Source organism: Celeribacter indicus (genome assembly GCF_000819565.1).
Classification (GTDB): Bacteria; Pseudomonadota; Alphaproteobacteria; order Rhodobacterales; family Rhodobacteraceae; genus Celeribacter; species Celeribacter indicus.
The window spans coordinates 2584866-2604661 of the sequence record NZ_CP004393.1 but is presented as its reverse complement, the minus strand read 5'-3'; the positions used below and the strand labels follow the sequence as shown (position 1 = coordinate 2604661).

Genomic DNA, 19796 nt, shown 5'->3' with positions numbered 1-19796 from the left:
CGCACTGGACCTCCCCCGGTGCCTCTCCTAAACCAAGGAGAATGCACTGTTCGGGGAGGCTTTTTTCATGTCGCAGTTGCAGGCCGTCGAGGCGATGAGCGAGGACGAGGCGCGCGCCGAACTGGCGCGCCTCGCGGACCTGCTCGCCAAGGCGAACGCGGCCTATCACGCCGAGGACGCGCCGGTCATGTCGGATGCGGATTTCGACGCGCTGAAGCGCCGGAACGCCGCGATCGAGGTCCGCTTTCCCGAACTCAAGCGCGCCGACAGCCCGACGGAACAGGTCGGCGCGGCGCCCTCGGAAGGCTTCGGAAAGATCACCCACGCCGTGCGGATGATGTCGCTCGCGAACGCCTTCGACGACGACGACCTGCGCGAATTCGACGCCTCCGTGCGCAAGTATCTCGGCCTGTCGGAGGAGATCGCCTATACCGCCGAGCCAAAGATCGACGGGCTGTCGCTGTCGATCCGCTACGAGGGGGGCCTGCTCGTCCATGCGGCGACGCGCGGGGACGGCGAGGTCGGTGAAAACGTCACCGCCAATGCGCTGACCATCGACGACATTCCCGCCCGGCTCGAGGACGCGCCGGAGGTCATCGAGGTGCGCGGCGAGGTCTACATGAGCCATGCGGATTTCGAGGCGCTGAACGCACGGCAGGCCGGGCAGGGCGGCAAGACCTTCGCCAACCCGCGCAACGCGGCGGCCGGATCGCTGCGCCAGCTCGATCCCGAAATCACCCGCGCGCGGCCGCTGAAATTCTTCGCCTATGCCTGGGGCGAACTCTCCGCTCCGCTGGGCGCGACGCAGATGGAGGCGATCGCGCGCCTCGCCGCGTTCGGATTTCCGACCAATCCGCTCACCGAGCGGTTCACCGGCCTGTCCCGCCTGATCGCGCATTACCACGACATCGAGGCGCGGCGGGCGACGCTCGGCTATGACATCGACGGGGTGGTCTACAAGGTCGATGATCTCGCGCTCCAGCGCCGGCTCGGCTTCCGCTCGACGACGCCGCGTTGGGCCATCGCGCACAAGTTTCCCGCAGAGCTCGCCTGGACCCGGCTCGAGGCGATCGACATCCAGGTCGGGCGCACCGGCGCGCTCTCGCCCGTGGCCCGCCTCGCCCCCGTCACCGTCGGCGGCGTCGTCGTCTCCAACGCGACGCTGCACAACGAGGATTACATCGCCGGCCGGGATTCCCGCGGCGAGGAGATCCGCGGCGGCAAGGACATCCGCGTGGGCGACTGGGTTCAGGTCTATCGCGCCGGCGACGTGATCCCGAAGGTGGCGGACGTCGATCTTGCCCGACGCACGTCCGACGCGGTGCCATACGCTTTTCCGACCACCTGTCCCGAATGCGGTTCGGCCGCGATCCGCGAGGAGGGCGACGCGGTCCGCCGCTGCACCGGTGGCCTGATCTGTCCCGCCCAGGCGGTCGAGAAGCTGAAGCATTTCGTCTCCCGCGCGGCCTTCGACATCGAGGGGCTGGGGGCGAAACAGGTCGAACAGTTCTACCGCGACGGATGGATCAGGGAACCGGCGGATATATTTGAACTCAGGGAGAAATTCGGCCCCGGCAACCTGTCGCAACTGAAGAACCGCGAAGGCTGGGGGGAGAAATCCGCGCAGAACCTCTTTGCCGCCATCGACACCCGCCGGGAGATCCCGCTCGCACGTCTGATCTTCGCCCTCGGCATCCGCCATGTCGGCGAAACCTCCGCCCATCTGCTCGCCACCCATTACGGCACCTGGACCGAATTCGAGGCCGCAATGCGTGACGCCGAAGTGGGTGACGGCCAACTCTGGTCCGATCTCCTGTCGATCGACGGCGTGGGCGAGGTCATGGCCACGTCCCTCGTCACCGCCTTCCATCAGGAGGCCGAGCGTGCCTCCATCGACCGGCTGGTGCGGCATCTCACCGTGCTCGAGGCGGAAAGGCCGAAAAGCGACAGCCCGGTCTCCGGCAAGACCGTCGTCTTCACCGGCACGCTCGAAAAGATGACCCGTTCGGAGGCGAAGGCGCGGGCGGAGGCGCTCGGCGCGAAGGTGGCGGGCTCCGTCTCGGCGAAGACGGATATCGTCGTCGCCGGCCCCGGCGCCGGGTCGAAGGAGAAGAAGGCGCGCGACCTCGGCCTCGAGATCCTCGACGAGGACGGCTGGCTGGCGCTGATCGGGGACGCATGACGGGCGGTCGGCCGGATATCCTCTTCCCGCTCTTCGCGGGGCTCGAGACGCTGTCGGGCGTCGGGCCGAAAATCGCGAAGGCTCTCGGCGCCATCGGCGTGGAGCGGCCGCGCGACCTGCTCTTCACCCTGCCGCACGGGGTGATCGACCGGCGCCGCCGCGACAGCCTGCGCGAGGTGCCGCCGGGTGCGGTCGCGACGGTGGAGGTGACGGTGCTGCGCCACCAGCCGCCCTCGCGCAAGGGCCTGCCCTACCGGGTGATCGTCGAGGACCGTGCGCTCGCCTTCCAGATCGTGTTTTTCCGCGGTGCGCCGAAATGGATCGAGGCACAGTTGCCCGTCGGCGCACGCCGCCTGGTCTCGGGCAAGGTGGAGATGTACGACGGCCAGTATCAGATGCCGCATCCCGACCACATCCTGCCGCCGGAGGAGGCGGCGGACCTGGCGCGGTTCGAGCCGGTCTATCCCCTCACCGCCGGCGTGACGCAGAAGGTGATGGCGAAGGCGGCCGACGCGGCGTTGTCGCGCGTCCCGGATCTGGCCGAATGGATCGACCCCGCCCTGCGCGCGCGGGAGGGCTGGCCCGATTTCGCCGCCGCCCTGAACCAGGCGCATCATCCGCTGTCGGGAGAGGAGCTCGCCCCGACCGCCCCGGCGCCGCAGCGGCTGGCCTATGACGAACTCTTCGCGCATCAGGTCACTCTGGCGCTCGCGCGGTCGCGGGTGCGGCGGAGCAAGGGGCGGGCGAATTCCGGCGACGGACGGTTGCGCGACCGGGTGCTCGCGGCGCTGCCCTATCGCCCGACCGGCGCGCAGACCCGTGCAGTGGCCGATATTGCTGCGGACATGGCCTCCGGGCACCGGATGAACCGGCTGCTGATGGGCGATGTCGGATCGGGCAAGACGCTGGTCGCGCTCATGGCGCTTCTGATCGCGGTGGAGACGGGCGGGCAGGGCGTGATGATGGCGCCGACCGAGCTTCTGGCGCGCCAGCATCTCGAGGGGCTGCGTCCGATGGCGGAGGCGGCGGGGGTGGAAATCGCGATCCTGACCGGGCGCGACAAGGGGCGCGAGCGGCGTGCGAAGCTCGAGGCCCTGGCGCGCGGCGATATCGGGATCCTCGTCGGCACACATGCGGTGTTCCAGGAGGAGGTGGTCTTTGCCGATCTGCGCCTCGCGATCATCGACGAACAGCACCGCTTCGGCGTCGCGCAGCGCCTCGCGCTGTCGCAGAAGGGCGCCGGGGTGGATGTGCTCGTGATGACCGCGACGCCGATTCCGCGCTCCCTGTCGCTGGCGCAATATGGCGATATGGACGTCTCCGTGCTCGACGAGAAACCACCGGGGCGGACGCCGGTGAAGACGGCGCTGAGTTCCACCGAGCGGATGGAGGAGGTGGTCGACCATCTGCGGCGCGCGGTGGGCGAGGGACGCCAAGCCTATTGGGTCTGTCCGCTCGTGGCCGAGAGCGAGGTCGTTGACATGGCGGCGGCGGAGGACCGGTTCCGGGACCTGCGCGCCGCGCTGGGGGAGGAGGCGGTCGGGCTCGTGCACGGGCAGATGCCGCCGGAAGAGCGGGATCGCACGATGGCGCGCTTCGCCGGCGGAGAGATCGGCGTCCTCGTGGCGACGACGGTGATCGAGGTCGGCGTCAACGTGCCCAATGCCTCGATCATGGTGATCGAGCGCGCCGAGCATTTCGGACTCGCCCAGCTCCATCAGCTGCGCGGCCGGGTCGGGCGGGGCGCGGTCGCCTCCACCTGCCTGTTGCTCTATCAGCCGCCCCTGTCGGAGGGCGGGCGCCGCCGCCTCGAGATCCTGCGCGAAACCGAGGACGGGTTCCGGATCGCGGAGGAGGATCTGATCATGCGCGGGGCGGGCGACGTGCTCGGCACCGCGCAATCCGGCCTGCCGCGGTTTCGCGTGGCGGATCTGGAACGGCAGTCGGCGCTCATGGCACTGGCGCAAAGCGATGCGCGCAAGCTCCTGCATGACGATCCGAAGCTCGAGACCGAGCGCGGCGGGGCGGTGCGGGTGTTGCTCTGGCTGATGGGCAAGGACGAGGCGATCCGTTTGATTTCCGTAGGTTAGCCCGGTCTGTGCGGGGTTCGCAGGATTTTGTTCACAAATGTTCTCAAAAATCTCTTTACAGATGTGGATAAAAATGAGAACAAATTAGCAACAAATGTCGCCCCAACTTGCCGGAGGATGCCAGATGATCGAGGAACTCAAATCCGTCGTCGCGCGGTCGCAGGCCACGCTGGTCGAGGACATGATCGGCGCCGTCGCGCTTCTGGTGATCCTTGTCGGGGGGCTGACGCTTCCGGCCCTGGTCTGACCCTGTTTCTGCCTGTGATCTGACGCCAGCCCCGCCGCCACGTCCCCGGCCTGACGGGAGCTCAGATCCGACTGCCGCCGCCTTCCTCGCGAAGTGCGGCGGTTTCTTTTGGGAGTGACGGGCATGGGGGCGTCGGTGTCGCGGGAGGTGGGAGAACGTCGCCGTTCCCGGAGATCAGGCGCAATCCTGTCTCTGCGCCTCCTCGAAGGCCTTCGCGGCAGCGGTGATCGACAGGAGGATGGAGGCATGGCGGTTCTTGTAGTCGCGCGCAGGCAGGAGCGCCTCGAACCCGTCGAAGGGGACGGCGGGAACCGGACCGTCCTCACGCAGGAAGGCGGCGAGCGCGTCGCGCGCGGCGGCGAGCTCCACGCCGGTACGTCCGATGACGTTCGCGCCGACAATGGCCGCGGCCGCCTGTCCGAGGGCGCAGGCCTTCACATCCTGCGCGAATTCCGTCACGCGGCCGTCCCGCACCTGCATGTCCACGGTCACGGTGGAGCCGCAGAGCGGGGCGCGTTCGCGCACGGTCGCATCGGGCGCCTCGAGCCGGCCGAGATGCGGGATGTCCGCGGCAAGGGCAAGCAGCTTGCCGGAATAGAGTTTCGCGAGATCGGTCGACATGGTTTGCCTTTCCTGACACCGCCCCATAGATAGGGCATGCACATGGAGATGGAAAGGTTGAGACATGCGCTTTGATCCGGCTTCCCTGGCCTATGACGACAAGGGGCTGATCCCGGCCATCGCGCAGGACGCGGCGACGGGCGAGGTGCTGATGATGGCCTGGATGAACCGCGAGGCCGTCGAGGCGACGCTCGAGACGGGCCGGGTGACCTATTGGAGCCGCTCGCGCCAGAGCTTCTGGATCAAGGGCGAGACCTCCGGCCATGTGCAGCGCCTTGTCGACTTCCGCTACGATTGCGACAGCGATTGCATCCTCGTGACGGTGGACCAGACCGGACCCGCCTGCCACACCAACCGCCGCTCGTGCTTCTACCGCGCGGTGCGGGACGGCGAGACCGTCGAACTCATGGCGCCGATGGGCTAGAGCCCGATCATCGCGCGCAGATCGGCAGGCGTCGCGCCTTCCTCGCGGTATTTCGAGATCGCCTTTGCATCCGCGCGTTTCGCGAGCCGCTTGCCCGCGGTGTCGCGGATCAGCCGGTGGTGGTGATAGAGCGGGGTCGGCAGGTCGAGCAGCGCCTGCAACAGCCGGTGTATCTGCGTTGCCTCCATGAGATCGGCGCCGCGCACGACCTCGGTGATGCCCTGCGCCGCGTCGTCGATCACGACGGAGAGGTGATAGGCAGCGGTCCCGATCTCCTTGCGGGCGAGCACCACGTCGCCGACCTCGTCAAGAAGCCTGCGCGGATCGAGCCGGTGGACGCCGGTCTCGTAAGGGCCTGTTTCCTCCCATGAGAAACGCTCGACATCCCCCAGAAAGGAAACGGCTTTTCGCATGTCGAGGCGGATCGCTTCACCGGGCTGGAACGTGGACATCGGGCGGCTGCGGCAGGTGCCGGGATAGACGATCCCGTCCGGTCCCATCGGCGCGCCTTCCTGCGGCGCCGAAAGCGCCGAAAGCACGTCGCGGCGAGTGCAGGAGCAGGGGAAGACGAGACCCATTTCCGCAAAGGTTTTCAAGGCGTTTCCATAGATCTCCTCACGCGCCGTCACATGCATGACCGGATCGGGCCAGGAGATTCCGAGCCAGCGCAGGTCGGCATAGATCAGCGCCTCCCATTCCGCGCGCGACCGGCTCGTGTCGCCGTCCTCGATGCGCAGCAGGAAGGTGCCGTCCCGTTCCTGCGCGCGCCCGAAGGCGGTCAGCGCGGAAAATGCGTGGCCGAGATGCAGGGGCCCCGTCGGCGAGGGCGCGAAACGGGTGACGTAGCCGCTCACCGCTTCCGCCATTGGCGTTCGCGGCGATCCTCGCGGGACTGGAAGATCAGGATCCAGGCGAGGATGACGAACATCGGATGGGTGAGCCCGCCCGAGAAGATGATGGCGGGCACCCAGATCAGGAAGGTCAGGATTGCGACGACGGGACGTCCGGTCAGCAGGATCGACAGCGGCGGAAGGAGGAGGGCAAGGACATAGTTCATGCGGTCACGGCCTCCGGGGCGGCCAGCCAGTCGGACCACAGCGCCTTGGCGCGGTCGGTGTAGCCCTTGTAGCGTTCCTTGCGGCCCTTTCGGCCGCCGCGCAGGCCCTCGAGCGGCGGGAAGAGGCCGAAATTGACGTTCATCGGCTGAAAGGTCTTCGCTTCCGCCCCGCCGGTGATATGCGTGACGAGGGCACCCATGGCGGTTTCCGGCGGCACGGGCGGCAGGCGGCGCCCGAGGATCTCGGCGGCGGCGAGACGCCCCGCGAGGAGCCCCATGGCCGCACTTTCCACATAGCCCTCGACCCCCGTCACCTGCCCGGCAAAGCGGATATGGGGGCGCGATTTCAGCCGCATCTCGTGGTCGAGGAGCGTCGGGGAATTGAGGAACGTGTTGCGATGGATCCCGCCGAGACGCGCGAAGCGCGCATTCTCCAGACCTGGAATCATCCTGAAAACATCGGCTTGCGCGCCATATTTCATCTTCGTCTGGAAGCCGACGATGTTGTAGAGCGTGCCGAGCTTGTTGTCGCGGCGAAGCTGTACGACGGCATAGGGCTTGTCCGCGGGCCTGTGGGCGTTGGTCAGGCCGATCGGCTTCATCGGCCCGTGGCGCAGCGTCTCGCGCCCGCGTTCGGCCATGACCTCGATCGGCAGGCAGCCGTCGAAATAGCCGGCGGTTTCGCCTTCGTGAAACTCGGTCTTGTCCGCGGCGAGCAGCGCGTCGATGAAGGCCTCGTATTGCGGTTTCGTCATCGGGCAGTTGAGATAGGCTTTCTGCTCCTCCTCGGTCTCACCCTTGTCGTAACGCGACTGGAGCCAGGCGACATCCATGTCGATGCTCTCGGCATAGACGATGGGCGCGATGGCGTCGAAGAAGGCGAGGCGGTCCGCCCCGGTCTCCCGCGCGATGGCCTCCCCGAGCCGGGCGGAGGTGAGCGGACCGGTGGCGAAGATCCATTTGCCCTCCGTCGGCAGGTCGGTGATCTCGCCATGGTCCGTCGTGATGTTCGGATGCGATCTGAGCGTCTGCGTCACCGCCTCTGCGAAGGGCTCGCGATCCACTGCGAGCGCGCCCCCCGCCGGCAGGCGATGCGCGTCCGCCGTCGCCATGATCAACCCGCCCGCGCGGCGCATTTCCCAGTGCAGAAGCCCGACCGCGTTCTGTTCGTCGTCATCCGAGCGGAAGGAATTGGAACAGACCATCTCGCCGAAATTGCCGGTCTGGTGGGCGAAGGTGCCGATCTGCGGCCGCATCTCGTGGAGCACGACCGCGACGCCGGCTTCGGCGGCCTGCCAGGCCGCTTCGGATCCGGCCATGCCGCCGCCGACGATATGAAGTGTCTCTGTCATGGGCTGGCATGTAGTGGATGGCGCGGCCTTTGGGAAGGGGCAGCGCACGGACCGGGCCATTGCATTTTGATATTTAGCTGCGCTTTTTGCAACGTACTCTCTTGCGGATCTGTGATATTTTGCGCAGGTTCGGCAGGCACAGACCGCAGGACATCCGATGGACCGTTGGGACGACCTTAAATTCCTTCTCGCAATCTTCAAGAACGGCACCATGGCGTCCGCCGCCCGCGCGCTCGGCACCAATCCCGCGACCGTGTCGCGGCGGATGGAGCGGCTCGGCGACGAGCTCGGCGTACCGCCGGTGATCAAGACGCCGCAGGGCTGGGGGCCGAACCCGGAACTCGCGAAGCTGATCGAGGAGGCGGAGAATTTTCATCAGGCGATCCTGCGCGAGCGCAGCCTCCTGCGCCACGGCAGCGGCCGCCCCGACAGCGAGATCACCATCGCCTGTTCGCCGCTCATGTCGGCGCATATCTTCATCCCGAACCTCGTTGCCCATGCGGAAAGCCTTGCGAATATCCGGCTGGTGTTCCGCGACCGCCGCCTGATCGAGTCGCTCGCCGACAATGACGTGATCGTGTCGATGTTCCGCCCGGCGACAGGGCGGGTGCTGAGCGCGAAGGTCGGAGCCATCACCCTTGCGGTCTACCGCCATGCCGCGGCGCCGTCGGACTCCCGGCTCTGGGTCGGGCTCGGCGAGGAGGTGAACGCGCTTCCCGTGACGGATCACGCCTGGCAGATCTTTGGCCAGCCGCCGCAGATCCGCGTGGGCACGTTCGAACACATCCAGCGGGTGATGGAGACGACGCATTACGGCGGCATCCTGCCGTGTTTCTCCGTCCGCGACCGGAGCGATTTCGTCGCCGTCGAGGGCTCCGCCTGCGAGACGGATATCTTCATGAGCTATCACGAAAGCCGCCGGGGCGATCCGGCGATGGAGACCGTCACCCGGTTCATCCGCGCGAGTTTTCTGAGGGCGCAGGGGCGCGGCGGGGTCAGCGGGGTCTGATCGCGGAGGCGCGCCTCCCTCGGTTTTTGCAAATATGGAATGTGGATAGATAGTATGGCGTCAGAGCACCACTTAGGGTGGAGTATACACAAGTAAAAAGAGCATCGAGGCAGCATGTTCTCTCTTCACACTCTTGGCGCGCAACTCGGCGGCGTGGCGCAGCTGTGCTTGCGCGGCGTTCTCGCCATTACGCTTCTCCAGCACCCTGCGGTCCAGACGCTCGACCTGTTTCGCAGTCTCGAAGCCACCGCGACCGTCTCCGACGCGCCGCCGCTTCCCTGGCCGCACCTGATCATGTTGCAGGATCTCGGTCCCCTGACGCTGAGCCTGCTGCTCGTGATGATCGCGCTCTGGATCGGGATGGGCATGCGCACGCGGGTCATGGCGCTGCTCGCGGTGCTCCTCACCCTGGCGTCCCATTTCGTCTCCGCGCCCATGCCGCTGGCGCTGAACGGGGATCTCATGCTGCCGCTTGTCGTTACGCTCCTCGCGCTGCCCCTCATCGCATTCGGCGGCGGGCGTTTTTCTTTCTGGCGCGGAGGCTGGCGCGATCTCGTGTGAACCTTTCAGCTTCACCCACATGAGAGAAGGGAGCCCGCGAAGGCTCCCTTTTTCGTGACCGTTCCCGAGGATCGGCAGGGGAAACCCCACAGGCCGGAAGACCTGCGGGGCGTCCTGTCCGAGGATCAGTAGCTCGCCAGATCGCGGAGCGGCGTGGTGTCGGCGGCATAGTCGTCGACCTGATCCGTCACGCGCATCCGGCGCCCGCCGGTCTCGAGCTTCAGCTTGAGCGCGAAGCCGTCGGCATCGTCCAGATCGCCGAAGCCGGTGCCGTAATTCGCCTCGAGCGACACACTGTCGGTGAAGGCGTAGCGGCCGCCGATGGTCGCGATGCCGGTGTCGAGGAAATCCTCGTTGCCGGTGATGACGGAGGCGAGCACGGTGAACTGCATGCTGGTGTCGAACTCACCGCTGAACGCGGTCAGGCCGGTGTCGAGACCGCCCTCGGCCCAGTCGGTGGCGATATTCGCCTCGAACTGGCCGCCGTCGTATTTGTAGCCGAGGCCGTAGGAGCTGAAATCCTCCACATCATTGGCATAGCCGTAGACGGTGGAGGGGCCGAAGCCCGCAAAGCCCGCCAGGGTGTAGCTGTCGGCGTCGCTGTCGTCGGAGGTCTCGTATTGCAGCGCCGCGCCGTAATCCCCGGTCTGGTATTCGACGCCGAGGCCATAGGCGGTGTCGTCGAAATCGTCGGTATCGACATAGCCGAGCATGCCGTAGACGGTGACGCCGGGAACGATCGCGTAGCCCGCGGTCATCTCGAGCAGGGTCATGTCGAGATTCTCGACCTCGCCGATCAGCACGCCGCCGGTAAAGGAGAACGGGCCGGTGACATAGTCGAAATTGCCGTTCAGGAGGGTCGCGTCGATCCCGTCGAGATCGTAATGGGACAGCTCGACGGAGGTGTAGGTGACGCCTTCGGCCGCGGCCGCGCCGGTGGCGGAGATCAGGGCGAGGGCAAGGGAAATTTTTTGTTTTTGGCTCATTTTTAACCTCATCGGAAATGATGGTACGGAGCTACTCCTTTGCCGCGGAAAGGTTGAGGGGGCAGAGCGCGCGGATCACAACCTTTCGGCGTCTGTGACAATTCGGAGACAGGCGTAGCGCACAACGAAACGGCGGCCCCATGGGACCGCCGTTCGTGATGTCGCAGGCCGGTGGCGCGTTATTCCGCGACCGGACGGGGGGCGTCGTCGGCATCCTCCTCGTCGCTTTCCGCGATCCAGGCGACGGAGACAACCTCCTCGCCCTTGCCGGTGTTGAACACCCGCACGCCGCCGGCCGAGCGCGAGCGGAAGGAGATGCCATCCACCGGGCAGCGGATCGACTGGCCCTTGGATGTGGCGAGCATGATCTGGTCGTCGAAGCCCACCGGGAAGGAGGCCACGATCGGCCCGCCGCGCATCGTCTTTTCCATCGCCGTCACGCCCTGGCCGCCACGCCCGCGCACCGGGTAGTCGTGGCTGGAGGAAAGCTTGCCCGTGCCGTTGCGGGTGATGGTGACGATCAGCTCCTCCGCGGCGCGCATCTCCTCGAACCGCTCCATCGAGATCGAGCCTTCGGCCACTTCCTCCTCGTCATCGCTCACCTCGGACTCGTCCGCTCCGGCCATCTGGCGGCGCATCTTGAGATAGGCCTGGCGTTCGGCACTCTCCGCGTCGAAATGGCGGATCACCGACATGGAGACGACCTCGTCGCCCTCGTTCACGAGCTTGATGCCGCGCACGCCGGTCGAACTGCGCGAGTTGAACACGCGCACATCGGGGACGGGGAAGCGGATCGCGCGGCCGGAGGAGGTGACGAGCATCACGTCGTCGTTCTCGTCGCAGATCCGCGCGTTGATGAGGCGCGTGCCCTCGTCCTCGCCCTCGAACTTCATCGCGATCTTGCCGTTCGCCTTCACATTGGTGAAATCCGACAGGCGGTTGCGGCGCACCGAGCCCTTGGAGGTGGCGAAGACGATCTGGAGATCGTCCCAGTCCCTCTCGTCGCGGTCCACCGGAAGGATCGCGGCGATGCCGACGCCCGTCGGGATCGGCAGGATGTTGACGAGCGGCTTGCCCTTCGCCGTGCGGCCGCCCTGCGGCAGGCGCCAGGTCTTCAGCTTGTAGGCCATGCCGTCCGTGGTGAAGATCAGGAGTTGGGTATGGGTGTTCGCGACGAACAGCGTGGTGATCACGTCCTCGTCCTTCGTCGCCATGCCCGACAGGCCCTTGCCGCCGCGCTTCTGGGCGCGGTAGTCGGCGAGCGGCGTGCGCTTTGCCCAGCCGGAGGCGGTCACGGTCACAACCATGTCCTCCTTCTCGATCAGGTCCTCGTCCTCCATGTCGCCCGACCAGTCGGTGATCTCGGTGCGGCGGGGCACGGCGAAGAGGTCCTTCACTTCCGTCAGTTCCGCAGAGATGATGCCCATGATCCGCTCGCGGGAGGCGAGGATGGCGAGGTAGTCCTTGATCTTCGCGGCGAGCTCCTGAAGCTCGTCGGTGACTTCCTTCACCCCGATCTGGGTCAGCCGTTGCAGGCGCAGATCGAGGATCGCGCGGGCCTGCACCTCCGACAGGTTGTAGGTGCCGTCCTCGTTCATCGTATGGGTCGGGTCGTCGATCAGGCGGATGTAATCCGCGATCTCGGCGGCGGGCCAGCGGCGCGTCATCAGCTTCTCGCGCGCCTCGGCGGCATCGGCGGAGGAGCGGATCGTCGCCACGACCTCGTCCACGTTCGACACCGCGACGGCGAGGCCGCAGAGGATATGCGCCCGGTCGCGGGCCTTGCGCAATTCGAAGGCGGTGCGGCGCGCCACGACTTCCTCGCGGAAGGTGATGAAATGTTCGAGGAACTGGCGCAGCGTCAATTGTTCCGGCCGCCCGCCGTTCAGCGCCAGCATGTTGCAGCCGAAGGAGGTCTGGAGCGGCGTGAACCGGAACAGCTGGTTCAGCACCACCTCGGGCGTCGCGTCGCGCTTCAGCTCCACGACGACGCGCACGCCGTTGCGGTCGGATTCGTCCTGGACATGGGAAATGCCCTCGATCCGCTTGTCGCGCACCATTTCCGCGATCTTCTCGATCATCGCGGCCTTGTTCACCTGATAGGGGATCTCATCCACGACGATCGCATAGCGGTCGCGGCGGATCTCCTCCACCCGTGTCTTCGCCCGGATGATGACCGACCCGCGGCCCTCCAGATAGGCCTTGCGCGCGCCGGCGCGGCCGAGAATGATCCCGCCGGTCGGGAAATCGGGGGCGGGCACGATCTCCATCAGCCGTTCGGTGGAGACATCGGGGGTCTCGATGAGCGCGAGCGTCGCGTCGACGACCTCGCCGAGATTGTGCGGCGGGATGTTCGTCGCCATGCCGACCGCGATGCCGCCCGCGCCGTTCACCAGCATGTTCGGGAAGCGCGCCGGGAGCACCGTCGGCTCCTGGTCCTTGCCGTCGTAGTTCAGTTCGAAATCGACCGTATCCTTGTCGATATCGGCCAGCAGATAGGCGGCAGGCTTGTCCATCCGCACTTCGGTATAGCGCATCGCCGCGGCGGCATCGCCGTCCATCGAGCCGAAGTTGCCCTGGCCGTCGAGCAGCGGCAGGGACATGGAAAACGGCTGCGCCATCCGCACGAGCGCGTCATAGATCGCCGAGTCGCCATGCGGGTGATATTTGCCCATCGTATCGCCCACGGCCCGCGCCGATTTGCGGTAGGGCTTGTCATGGGTGTTGCCCGCCTCATTCATCGCGAAGAGAATGCGCCGATGTACCGGTTTCAGCCCGTCGCGCAGGTCCGGGATCGCGCGGGACACGATCACCGACATCGCATAGTCGAGGTAGGAGGACTTCATCTCGTCGGTGATCGAGATTTTCGGGCCTTCCCAATACATCGGCTCGCGCGGTGTTTCTTCTTCGTTTTCAGGTGTTTCCGGAGTGTCGCTCACGTTGTCCGCCTGTCTTTGGCTGCGATCTGTATATAGTTGTGCCACACTCTACCCCATACGGGATATAGGGTGCAATGGCTGATCCCCCGCGGATTTGGCAGCCACCGGCCACCTGTGACAACATGCTGTTTTCATTGACAGTTAATGATTTTGCGGCAGGATTTTCAGGAGGGGGGCGCACAAGCCCCGTTCCAGCACCCGACAGGAGACCACGCCACATGACCAGAGAAGACGCGCGCGAGATGAGCGAGACCGAGATGATGCTGACCGGCTACGGCCTCACGCTTGCCGAATTCACCTACCGCATGCCGGACTACCGCAATGTGCTGAACACCTTCTCATGGCAGCTCTACGATCTCGCGCCGGACTATCCGAAACTCTTCCGCTTCATCGAATTCTGGCAGGAGAATATCGACGGTCCGCTGCATCATGTGCGCTTCACCCACCGCACCCTGGTCGGTCCCGGAGAATGGCGCAACTGCGTCGGCGAATTCACCCTTCACTGACGCGCGGCTAGAACCGGTTCAGGAGCATCTTGAGCGGCGTGGCGGCGCTGCCCGTGGTCGACGTTTTCGAGACCTCGGAAAACCGGGCCTTGAGCGCCGCCGCCCGGTCGTCGGCGAGCGGCGTGCCGAGCCGCTTGCGTCCGCGGCGAATGGCGGGAAGGGGAACGATCTTTGCGGCGGGTTTGCTCATGCCTTCAAAGATGGGGCGGAAATCGCCGGCTTGCAAGGGCTCAGGCGCGCGCCTTGCGCAGCGCCACGAGCCAGAGCGCGAGGAACAGCAGCGAGAACAGGAAATTCCAGCCCGCCATGGTGATGCCGAGCCCCCAGGTGTCCCAGACGATCTCGTCGCAGAGCACGAGATGGGAGGGGCCGCCGGCGCCCGGAAGCAGCTCGGTCCCCGAGAGCCCCGACAGCGTGTCGCCCGATCCGGTGCAGGAGGAGGGGCCGGACCACCATCTCTGCTCCACGCCGGCATGGAACAGGCCGAGCCCTGCGGAGACGAGCATGCTCAGCGCGCCGAGCGCCGCCAGGGCGCGCAGCCGCGTCGTCAGGAACAGCAGGCCGATCACGATGGCGATGGCATGCGGCCAGCGTTGCCACAGGCACATGGGGCAGGGCGCATAGCCGAAGGCCTGGAAGACGAAGGCGCCGGCGAGCAGGGCGAAGGAGCCGAGGGTCGCGGCGAGGGCGGGTTGTTTCGGGGCGAAATCGGAGGACTCGGTCATAGGTATGTCACGGCATAGAAGCCGCCGAAGAAGAGGAGAAGGAGAAGGGTGAAGACGAGGCCAAGGCGGCGCTCGATGAAGTCGCGGATCGGATCGCCGAATTTCCACAGGAGCGCGGCGACGACGAAGAACCGCAGCGCGCGCGCCGTGATCGAGGCGACGATGAAGACCGGCAGCGACAGCGCAGTCGCCCCCGACAGGATGGTGATGACCTTGTAGGGAAAGGGCGTCACCCCCGCGACCAGCACCGCCCAGGCCCCCCACGCGTTGTATTTGAGCGCGAACTCGTCGAAATAGGCATCCTTACCGTAGAACTCGAGCACCGGGCGCCCGAGGCTTTCGAAGGCGCCGTAGCCGATCCAGTAGCCGAGCATGCCGCCCGCCACCGAGGCCGCGGTTGCGATGCCCGCGATCCTGAACGCCTCGCGCGGCCGCGCCACGATCAGCGGGATCATCAGGATGTCGGGCGGGATCGGGAAGACCGAACTTTCGACGAAGGAGACGAAGGCGAGCGCCCAGAGCGCATGCGGGCTTTCGGCCAGCGACATGGTCCACTCGTAAAGCCGTCTGATCATACCCGTCCCGATCCTGCCGTTTCGCCCTTTAGGCCCCATTCGGTGCACAGGGTCAAGCGGCGGCCACCGCTTTTGCCTTGCCGCGCAATCCGGTGACGGTAATGTGAGCGGGACGGTGCAGGGCGGGAGAACGGACGATGAAGTGGCGGGGACGGCGCGGCTCGCGCAACATCGAGGACCGGCGGCGCATGGGCGGAGGCGCGGCCGTGGGCGGTGTGGGCGGCCTCGGCCTGCTGGCGATCGTGGTGATCGGCTATCTGCTCGGCATCGACGTGACGCCGCTTCTGGACGGCGCCGGCCCGGACCGGATCTCCACGCAGGGGACAACGGAAATCACCGCCGCCGACGAGGAGGCGGCGCAATTCGTCTCCGTCACGCTCGCCGACACGGAGGAGATCTGGACCGCGGTCTTCACCGAACAGCTCGGCGGCGACTATGTCCCGCCGATCCTCGTGCTCTACAAGGGCGTGACGCAGAGCCCCTGTGGTTCCGCCTCCGGTGCGACCGGGCCCTTCTACTGCCCCTCGGACCGCAAGGTCTATCTCGATACGGATTTCTTCGTCACGATGGAGCGCGATCTCGGCGCGGGCGGGGATTTCGCCGCGGCCTATGTCGTCGCCCACGAGGTCGCCCATCACGTGCAGGACGAGCTCGGTATCCTGGGCGAGGCGAACCGCTATCGGGCACAGGTCGGCGCCGCCGAAAGCAACGCCGTCTCGGTTCGTATCGAGCTTCAGACCGATTGCTTCTCCGGGATCTGGGCGCGCAGGGCCGACGAGGCCTTCGGCTCGCTCGAGCATGACGACATCCGCGAGGCGCTGAACGCCGCGCGCCAGATCGGCGACGACCGGCTCCAGCGCAGCGCCGGCCGGGTGCCGCAGCCGCATACCTTCACCCACGGCACCTCCGACCAACGCCAGCGCTGGTTCGCGCGCGGCTACGAGACCGGCGCGCTCGACGCCTGCGACACTTTCTCGGCGCAGAGACTGTGATCCCTCTGGACGGGACCCGCGCGCTTCGGTAAATGCGGCTTACCGCGCGCTCCGGCCGCGTGCGCCCGTGTGGTGGAATTGGTAGACACAGGGGATTCAAAATCCCCCGCTAGCGATAGCTTGCCGGTTCGAGTCCGGCCACGGGTACCATTGTTTGACAGAGGAATTTCGCCCCCGCCTCTTTCGGAAGACTTTCCACGGGGACCCGCACTCCAAACTCTTTGCCAAGATCCGTTTTTTCACGGCTTAGCCAACCGTGGAGAGGGGAGCGAGGCCGTGCGCGGCTGTGCCTCTTCTCCGGTCAGGCGCGGAGGGCTGGGACAGCGTGTATCAAAATCCGTGACGGCCTCGTGACGACCGCAAACCTCTCCCTTTGTATACCCATGTGGCGATCAGCACCGGTACAAGAGGAAATGCGACCGGAATAGCTCCCAGCAGGACCACGGTGAATATCGTGATTTCGGACCAGGTTACACCGGATCTGCGTGCCGCATGTAGAATGGCGCCGAACGCGATCACACCGAACCACCCCAGTTCATACAGCAACGCCCCGAGCCAACTCATGATTTTGCTTTGAAACGACGAATACCAGAAGAGGCCATTCCACTGGCCACGAAGAACGTCCTTCGTGGCTTCAAAGGTGTCCAGGCCGCCGGGGACTCCGTTGTGGAAGACGAAACCGTGCAGCGAAAGAAATACATCTTCGATGCGCGCCGATATGCTGGCGTCATAGGCGACCAGGCCTGCAATGCCGACATCCATCACCTGTGAGAGCAGTTTTGCGACGCGAGAGTCGACGAGAAAGCTGTTGATTCCATAGAAAGCGATCATTGCGAAGGCAATGAGCAGCAACATGACGACGAAATGAGTTTTGCGGGCTTTCAGCCGCGACACCGTCCGCACAAAGGCAAATATCGCGTAGATCATCGCCGCTGTCGCCAAATAGAGGATCACCATGGAAGATTGGGCCAGAACGAAGATGCTTCCGATCATCAAGGCGACCAGAACCTTATCTTTCCGGGATAAGCTGTCTCCGGATTTCGCGATGATTATCCATGCAAAGAACAGCAGGAATATGCCAAAGAATGTCGGTTCCGGTGCGAGTGACGTGAGGCCTCTGTCCGGGGTCGTGCGGTAGGGGGACAAGTAACTCGGAATGGAAGGATCCACGATCTCGACAAGAGCGAAGGCTATCCATGTGAGACCCGCGACAAAGAAGAATTTTCCGGGAAATCCGTTCCGGATCAGAAAATTATAGAAGGAAATATAGACCACAATAACAGTGGCATAGCTTATAAATGCCCTCGCAACCGCGGGGGGGGGGGGTAGAAATCAGAAGTGATGTCACTACGCCGCCGAGCAGGGCGACGCCGATGGTGGTCGCGTGGATCGGGAGGGAGAATTTACGCAGCGAAACAAGATAGATTACCCCGAGAATGAATGCCCACGGCTGGGAGTCCAAGGAATTCGTCCCAAAATTCGTCCATGGGTTGAGGCACGCGAAAACAAAAATAAGTCCCAGCAGATACTGGAGCGTTATTCTCCGCGACGTGGCCGATTTCACATGATCGAGGGAGGCAAAGGTATTGGTCACAATTGTTCTGAATCCAAACACTCGGAAGCGCCGCGCAGAGGCCGGTTTGAGTTTGAAGCGTCGAGCTTACCCGAAGTGCTTGCCAAAATTTCAGGAGGCAGGCAACACTTTTGCCGCCCGACCGGTCCGCCGTCTCACGGCGCGACGGACCTGCCCTCCGCTGTCGTCCATTGGGACCGGCCGCCGCTCAGCACCTTCTTGATGCCGCGCCTGTCGCGCCAGTCCCGGCCGATGTCCCGCACGATGGGAGAGCCGTCCCCGGCCTTGTGAAACGCGCATCGGAAGGACTGGCACATGTCGTAGAGGCCCCTGTTGCCGCCGGAGCGGCGCATCTGCTTCTCGGGATCGAGCTCCGGGTCGAGCATCTCGGCGGCGCGGCGCAGGAAGGCACCGTCGAACAGGCCCGGACTGGTGTTGAACCGCGTCTCGAGGCACCTGCGGTAGGGAACGCCGAGAATCCGCCGCCGGGTGCGCGCCTCGCTGAACGCGCGCATGCCGCGGGAACCGTGCTCCTGCGACAGGAAACTGACCGCCCTGGTCCGCTCGTCGAGGCGCGCAAGCAGCATGCAGGGATCGACCGGCTCCTCGAGCACCCAGTCATCCTCGAGATGCAGCACCGCTGGCGCGGTCGTGTGGCTCCAGACGCGCTTGACGGCCTCGCAGAATCCGGGCCGCTCGGGGGTGAAGATCACCGCTTCCGGGAAGTGGTCGCGCACGATTTCGACGGCCTCGGCCTCCTGACATGCGTCGCCCATGAAGGGGTCGATATTGACATAGGCCTGCCTGAGCGGCGCCTGCCGCAACAGATTGTCCCGGAAAGACGCGAGCGTCACCCGCAACAGGTCAGGACGGCGGCAGGCGACCAGACAGAGGTCGATTTCGTCCATAGGTACTCGCGCCCTCGATAAGGTCCTTCAGCCTCTGCGCCAGATCTGCCAGAACCCGTCACCCCGTTCAATCCCTTTCCCGCCCGCCGTGAGGCCGGGGCTCCCGTTGCGCGGGTCGCCGCGCAAGGGACGGGAAGGCCGCGGCTGTCAGCTCTTGTTTGCCGGCTCGTGATAGCGGGCGTCGAAACTGTCATTGCCGCAATTCGGGCACCGGGGGATCCTGTGCCCCTTGGTCACATGGACCTGCTCGTGGCAGCGCGCGCAGCGGAAGTCGCCGGTTTCGCGCGCTGTCTCGCCGGTTTTCGCGGTCATCTTCCTCGCCTTTCCTTCGTCGTGTTGCGCAACCCGGCCGCCCGGCGGGCGGAGCCGCCGGGACGGGCAGGGGGCGCATCAGCTCCGGGGCCGATCGCTTTCCCCGACGGTGTCGCTTCCGACCAGACCCGCCTCGTCACCGGCCGATCCGGTGGGCGCGATGCCGCTCGGGCCGAGGCCGCTGCCGGCGCTGCCGGAGTCCGCGGGGGTGCGGTCGCCGGCCCGCATCTCCTCCCCGATCTCGCGTTCCGCCTGCGTCCAGTGATCGACGTGGCGCCCGTCCGGCCGACCCTCGGTTTCCCAGATCTGGTGCGCGCGGGTCTCGATGCGCTGCTGCAATTCGCTGTTCATGGTCTCCTCCTGCTGTTGCGCCGCCTGCTCGCCGGCCTCCGCCATCTCCTGCCCGTCGGGCCGTTCGTCGGCGAGCTTGCCGCCCGCCGCGGCGGCACCGGGCTCTCCGGCGCCGGGCGCGTGGTTGTCCACATGCTCGTGATATTGCTCGGTGCTGACATGGCGGCTGTCGAGGCCGCGCTGGTCGGAATGGCGCGACGTCGCCCGGTTCGAGAGGATCTCGTTGTCGGGCAGGTTCTCGATATCGGGTGCCGACATCCCGCCGGTGCCGTCGCCCTTGCCCTGATCCTGCTGACCCGCGCCGAATTTCTTGCGGTTCGCATGTGCCATCTCTGTTCTCCCTATCCGCGAACCCGCGCCTCCCGCGGGTTCTGCGGTGAAGTCAA

The 19796-nt window shown here is 65.7% G+C and carries 21 protein-coding genes and 1 tRNA gene; 9 read left to right on the top strand and 13 right to left on the bottom strand.

Annotated features, from left to right (window positions below; translation table 11 throughout):
* The first annotated feature begins 67 nt into the window (after nt 1-67).
* The 3 genes from ligA to P73_RS26655 all read left to right on the top strand — a co-directional run bounded on the left by ligA (nt 68) and on the right by P73_RS26655 (nt 4519).
* Nucleotides 68-2182 carry an NAD-dependent DNA ligase LigA gene (ligA, locus tag P73_RS13135; RefSeq protein WP_043869917.1) on the top strand — a complete coding sequence of 705 codons (2115 nt, stop codon included), beginning with the start codon at nt 68-70 and terminating at the stop codon, nt 2180-2182.
* On the top strand, nt 2179-4272 hold the full coding sequence (gene recG, locus P73_RS13130; protein ID WP_043869916.1) for an ATP-dependent DNA helicase RecG: 2094 nt from the start codon (nt 2179-2181) through the stop codon (nt 4270-4272). Before ligA ends, recG begins: the two co-directional genes overlap by 4 nt.
* Before the next feature lie 124 nt (nt 4273-4396).
* On the top strand, nt 4397-4519 hold the full coding sequence (locus tag P73_RS26655) for a hypothetical protein (protein WP_275451658.1): 123 nt from the start codon (nt 4397-4399) through the stop codon (nt 4517-4519).
* Between the two features lie 174 nt (nt 4520-4693).
* On the opposite strand, the gene P73_RS13125 is transcribed toward P73_RS26655, so the two are convergent.
* Nucleotides 4694-5140: an iron-sulfur cluster assembly scaffold protein gene (locus tag P73_RS13125; protein WP_043869915.1), complete on the bottom strand. Its 447-nt coding sequence runs from the start codon at nt 5138-5140 to the stop codon at nt 4694-4696.
* A 64-nt stretch (nt 5141-5204) separates the two neighbouring features.
* On the opposite strand from P73_RS13125, the gene hisI reads away from it, so the two are divergent.
* Nucleotides 5205-5564, top strand: coding sequence for a phosphoribosyl-AMP cyclohydrolase (gene hisI, locus P73_RS13120; protein ID WP_043869914.1), 360 nt, complete (start codon nt 5205-5207; stop codon nt 5562-5564).
* On the opposite strand, the gene gluQRS is transcribed toward hisI, so the two are convergent.
* Genes gluQRS through trmFO form a run of 3 tightly spaced genes read right to left on the bottom strand, consistent with a single transcriptional unit; the run spans nt 5561 to nt 7973 of the window.
* A complete protein-coding gene (gluQRS, locus tag P73_RS13115) occupies nt 5561-6430 on the bottom strand; it encodes a tRNA glutamyl-Q(34) synthetase GluQRS (protein ID WP_139267028.1) in 870 nt (289 codons plus the stop codon). The genes hisI and gluQRS overlap by 4 nt on opposite strands.
* Nucleotides 6415-6621, bottom strand: coding sequence for a hypothetical protein (locus tag P73_RS13110; RefSeq protein ID WP_043869913.1), 207 nt, complete (start codon nt 6619-6621; stop codon nt 6415-6417). Before P73_RS13110 ends, gluQRS begins: the two co-directional genes overlap by 16 nt.
* Complete coding sequence (trmFO, locus tag P73_RS13105; RefSeq protein ID WP_043869912.1) at nt 6618-7973, bottom strand: methylenetetrahydrofolate--tRNA-(uracil(54)-C(5))-methyltransferase (FADH(2)-oxidizing) TrmFO; 1356 nt, start codon at nt 7971-7973, stop codon at nt 6618-6620. The genes P73_RS13110 and trmFO overlap by 4 nt, the downstream gene beginning before the upstream one ends.
* 157 nt (nt 7974-8130) lie before the next feature.
* Between trmFO and P73_RS13100 the strand changes: the two genes are divergently transcribed.
* Both P73_RS13100 and P73_RS13095 read left to right on the top strand, forming a co-directional pair.
* Nucleotides 8131-8982 (top strand): LysR family transcriptional regulator, encoded by an 852-nt coding sequence (locus P73_RS13100; RefSeq protein ID WP_043869911.1) that lies wholly within the window; start codon nt 8131-8133, stop codon nt 8980-8982.
* 114 nt (nt 8983-9096) lie between these two features.
* Complete coding sequence (locus P73_RS13095) at nt 9097-9543, top strand: hypothetical protein (protein WP_043869910.1); 447 nt, start codon at nt 9097-9099, stop codon at nt 9541-9543.
* A 125-nt stretch (nt 9544-9668) separates the two neighbouring features.
* On the opposite strand, the gene P73_RS13090 is transcribed toward P73_RS13095, so the two are convergent.
* Both P73_RS13090 and gyrA read right to left on the bottom strand, forming a co-directional pair.
* Nucleotides 9669-10529 (bottom strand): hypothetical protein, encoded by an 861-nt coding sequence (locus P73_RS13090; RefSeq protein WP_043869909.1) that lies wholly within the window; start codon nt 10527-10529, stop codon nt 9669-9671.
* Nucleotides 10530-10708: 179 nt separating this feature from the next.
* Complete coding sequence (gene gyrA / locus P73_RS13085) at nt 10709-13468, bottom strand: DNA gyrase subunit A (protein WP_074742992.1); 2760 nt, start codon at nt 13466-13468, stop codon at nt 10709-10711.
* Nucleotides 13469-13686: 218 nt separating this feature from the next.
* Between gyrA and P73_RS13080 the strand changes: the two genes are divergently transcribed.
* A complete protein-coding gene (locus P73_RS13080; protein ID WP_043869907.1) occupies nt 13687-13974 on the top strand; it encodes an usg protein in 288 nt (95 codons plus the stop codon).
* Between the two features lie 7 nt (nt 13975-13981).
* Here P73_RS13080 and P73_RS13075 read toward each other — a convergent pair whose 3' ends face one another.
* From P73_RS13075 to P73_RS13065, 3 genes are read right to left on the bottom strand one after another with little or no spacing between them, the layout of a single operon-like run.
* A complete protein-coding gene (locus P73_RS13075; protein WP_139267027.1) occupies nt 13982-14164 on the bottom strand; it encodes a hypothetical protein in 183 nt (60 codons plus the stop codon).
* A 40-nt stretch (nt 14165-14204) separates the two neighbouring features.
* Complete coding sequence (locus P73_RS13070; protein ID WP_043869905.1) at nt 14205-14699, bottom strand: disulfide bond formation protein B; 495 nt, start codon at nt 14697-14699, stop codon at nt 14205-14207.
* Nucleotides 14696-15274 (bottom strand): YqaA family protein, encoded by a 579-nt coding sequence (locus P73_RS13065; RefSeq protein WP_043869904.1) that lies wholly within the window; start codon nt 15272-15274, stop codon nt 14696-14698. The genes P73_RS13070 and P73_RS13065 overlap by 4 nt, the downstream gene beginning before the upstream one ends.
* A 137-nt stretch (nt 15275-15411) precedes the next feature.
* Here P73_RS13065 and ypfJ point away from each other — a divergent pair, with 137 nt between their 5' ends.
* Nucleotides 15412-16266: a KPN_02809 family neutral zinc metallopeptidase gene (gene ypfJ, locus P73_RS13060; RefSeq protein ID WP_043869903.1), complete on the top strand. Its 855-nt coding sequence runs from the start codon at nt 15412-15414 to the stop codon at nt 16264-16266.
* Nucleotides 16267-16329: 63 nt separating this feature from the next.
* Nucleotides 16330-16416: transfer RNA gene (locus P73_RS13055), tRNA-Leu, on the top strand.
* Nucleotides 16417-16596: 180 nt separating this feature from the next.
* Here the strand turns inward: P73_RS13055 and P73_RS13050 are convergent.
* The 4 genes from P73_RS13050 to P73_RS26325 form a co-directional block, all read right to left on the bottom strand.
* A complete protein-coding gene (locus P73_RS13050) occupies nt 16597-17541 on the bottom strand; it encodes a hypothetical protein (protein WP_043869902.1) in 945 nt (314 codons plus the stop codon).
* Between the two features lie 453 nt (nt 17542-17994).
* Nucleotides 17995-18747 carry a glycosyltransferase family 2 protein gene (locus P73_RS13045; RefSeq protein ID WP_043869901.1) on the bottom strand — a complete coding sequence of 251 codons (753 nt, stop codon included), beginning with the start codon at nt 18745-18747 and terminating at the stop codon, nt 17995-17997.
* A 147-nt stretch (nt 18748-18894) separates the two neighbouring features.
* On the bottom strand, nt 18895-19059 hold the full coding sequence (locus tag P73_RS13040; RefSeq protein ID WP_043869900.1) for a zinc ribbon-containing protein: 165 nt from the start codon (nt 19057-19059) through the stop codon (nt 18895-18897).
* Between the two features lie 78 nt (nt 19060-19137).
* Nucleotides 19138-19740 carry a DUF2934 domain-containing protein gene (locus tag P73_RS26325; protein WP_074742990.1) on the bottom strand — a complete coding sequence of 201 codons (603 nt, stop codon included), beginning with the start codon at nt 19738-19740 and terminating at the stop codon, nt 19138-19140.
* Nucleotides 19741-19796 lie beyond the last annotated feature (56 nt).